The sequence below is a fragment of the Streptomyces sp. UNOB3_S3 genome, from assembly GCF_020740895.1.
Classification (GTDB): domain Bacteria; phylum Actinomycetota; class Actinomycetes; order Streptomycetales; family Streptomycetaceae; genus Streptomyces.
The window spans coordinates 1-2,527 of the sequence record NZ_JAILXP010000608.1 but is presented as its reverse complement, the minus strand read 5'-3'; the positions used below and the strand labels follow the sequence as shown (position 1 = coordinate 2,527).

General features: G+C 68.3%; 3 protein-coding genes. 2 read left to right on the top strand and 1 reads right to left on the bottom strand.

Annotated features, from left to right (window positions below; genetic code table 11):
• Nucleotides 1-259, top strand: a 259-nt coding sequence (locus K6I33_RS34270; protein ID WP_229358707.1) for a hypothetical protein, incomplete at its 5' end; no start/stop codon positions are given.
• Here K6I33_RS34270 and K6I33_RS34265 read toward each other — a convergent pair.
• Complete coding sequence (locus tag K6I33_RS34265) at nucleotides 231-2,045, bottom strand: SbcC/MukB-like Walker B domain-containing protein (protein ID WP_229358706.1); 1,815 nt, start codon at nucleotides 2,043-2,045, stop codon at nucleotides 231-233. The two genes, K6I33_RS34270 and K6I33_RS34265, sit on opposite strands and share 29 nt — an antisense overlap.
• Between K6I33_RS34265 and K6I33_RS34260 the strand changes: the two genes are divergently transcribed.
• The coding region (locus K6I33_RS34260; protein WP_229358705.1) for a hypothetical protein at nucleotides 2,016-2,527 on the top strand (512 nt) is incomplete at its 3' end. The genes K6I33_RS34265 and K6I33_RS34260 overlap by 30 nt on opposite strands.

Here is a 2,527-nt window from a genome sequence, read left to right as displayed (position 1 = left end):
GGATGGCATACATATGGCGGGGGCCGGGTGGTATGCCGATGTGGATGCTCGAGTCGCGGTCGAACGCCGCTGCGGGGCAGGTTGGGCAGTGATGGACATGATCAGGCGGGAGCGGGTTCTGGCGTCGGTGGGCTACAGGCAGGCCGATGGCGTCCACAATGGCGGAGATGTCGGATATGGCCTGCAGATCGGTGAGGCGGACGGCAGTGAGACGGTCGCGCAGGGTGCGGTCATTCGGCTGCTTCGATCAGGTGCGTGAGGGTGGAGCCGTCGATGTGCTTGGCGACGTGCAGGCGTTGGGCGATGCGGCGGCGCAGTTCGGGGACATGGCTGATGAGTCCGACGGTGCGGTCGTGGGCGCGCAGGGAGTCCAGGACGTCGAGGACCTGGTGGAGGGTGTCTTCGTCGAGGGTGCCGAAGCCTTCGTCGATGAAGAGGGTGTCCAGTGCCTGGCCTCCGGCTTCGGCGGTGACGATGTCGGCCAGGCCCAGGGCGAGGGCCAGGGAGACGTAGAAGGATTCGCCGCCGGAGAGGGTGTCGGTGTGGCGTTTGTGTCCGCTCCAGGCGTCGAGGACCTTGAGGTCCAGGCCTGATTTGGCACCTCGGGCGGCTCTCTCGTCGGAGTGGACGAGGGTGAAGCGGTGGTGGGACATGCGTGACAGGCGGGTGTTGGCGGCGTCGACGACGTCTTCGAGACGGGCTGCCAGTACGTAGGACTCCAGCTGCATGCGGAGCTGGTTGCTGAGTGAGCCGCCGCTGATCAGGCCGTGGAGGTGATCGACGGTGCGGTAGGCGGCCTCAAGGGGTTCCAGGCGCTGGACCTGGGTTTCCAGCTGAGCGGTGAGGGTGGCCAGGGCGGTGACGCGGTCGGCGGCCTGGGTGGCGAGGGCTGCCGTGTGGGAGTGGGTCGCGGTGGCGGTGTCCAGTACGGTGACGGCGTGTTCGAGGTCGGCAAGGGGCTGGGCGATGGCTGCCTGCAGTTCGGGGTCAGCGAGCCGAGTGGTCAGGACGAGGCACTGGTCATGCCAGTGGGTGATCTCGTGCTCGATCGCGGTGAGTTCGTCGTCGGGCAGGCGGGCCGCTGCGGCTTCGGCTGGGGAAGTGAAGCCTGCCGCGTGCGCTGTCTGCTCTGCGAGAGCGGTGGTTTTGTGGCGTTCTGCGGCGGTTTTTGCCGCGGTGGCTGCGCATATGGCGGCGGTCTCGAGTCGACTGGTGTTCTGGGTGAGGTCAGTGATGCGGTCGGCGAGTGTGGCGTGTCCGTTGAGGGCGGTTGCCAGGCGGTGGGTGAGTTCTTCGCGCTGGGTGTGCAGGCTGTCGTAGGTGGCGTCGGCTGCGCTCAGACGTGCTGTCGCGGTGTTGCGGGTGTGCTCGGTACCAGCCTGTTCTTTTTCCAGGAGGGCAAGTTGTTCGCCAGCCGGTCCGGCGTCGGCTGCCTGGGAGAGGGCGTCGGCGAGGCGTTGCTCAAGGTCGGTGCGGAGCGTGGTGAGGTCGGCGAGGGGGGTGTCACCGCCGGCTTCACCGCGTGCTGTGGCGGCCTGTTCGTTCAGCCGGGCCAGGGCCTGTTTGGCTTTGTTCTCAGCCTGCTGGGTGCGGGTGTGGGCGGCTTCGGCGGCCTGTTCATCGGCGGCGGTGGGCTGACCTGCCTGGACGGTGGCAGGTGCGGGATGGGCAGGGGAACCGCATACAGGGCAGCCTTCGCCGTCCACAAGCCGGCCGGCGAGCTCGGCCACGATGCTGTCCGTACGGCGGCGCCGGATGTCGACATACGTTTTCGCGGCTTGCTCGGATTTCTTCTCGGCCAGGCTGAGAGTTGCGTGGGCGACGCTGATCTGCTGGTCGAATGCGTCACGGCGCCTGGCGGCTTCCAGCCGCTTCTCGGCGAGGTTGAGGGTGGGGATGAGTTCGCGGCTGGTCTCCTGCGCGCTGCGAGCGTTTTCCAGGCGTGCGACAAGGTCAGCGCGACGTTGCAGAAGGACGTTGAGCAATTCCTGGGCGTCGGTGAAGGTTTCGGCGAGTTGCTGGCGTTCGCGGTCGAGTGCGGCCAATTCTGCCGTGTGGCGCTGGAGGGCGGCCTCCTCGGGCAGCAGTGCCTGGACGGCGCCGGTGTCGGCGTGCAGCCGTTGAGCAGCATGAGTGAGGCCTGCGGTGTCGAGGGATGCGTGTTCGGGCGGCAGGAGGGCGCGGGCACGGCTGTCGTCGTCCAGGGCACGAGTGTGCTCAAGGTCGACGGTGTGTGCGGTCTCCAGGACGGATTGGAGTTGTTGGGCTTTCACGGCACGGTCACGGCGGTCAGCGAGGCGGTCGTGGTGGGCGGCCTGCTCGTGGAGCCGACCGAGGCCGTGTGCGGTGGCGCGATGGGCCTGCTGGAGACGGTGAAGGTCGCGGACGGCCTGTTCGGCCAGGCGGGCTTCCGTCAGCCGCTGCTTGGTGGTCTCGGTGCCGGCTTCGGCGGCTTCCTGGCGGGTGAGCGCCTGGCGGTACAGGGCACTGGCCCAGGCGCGGGCGGGCGCGGTGAGGGTGGCGGGGG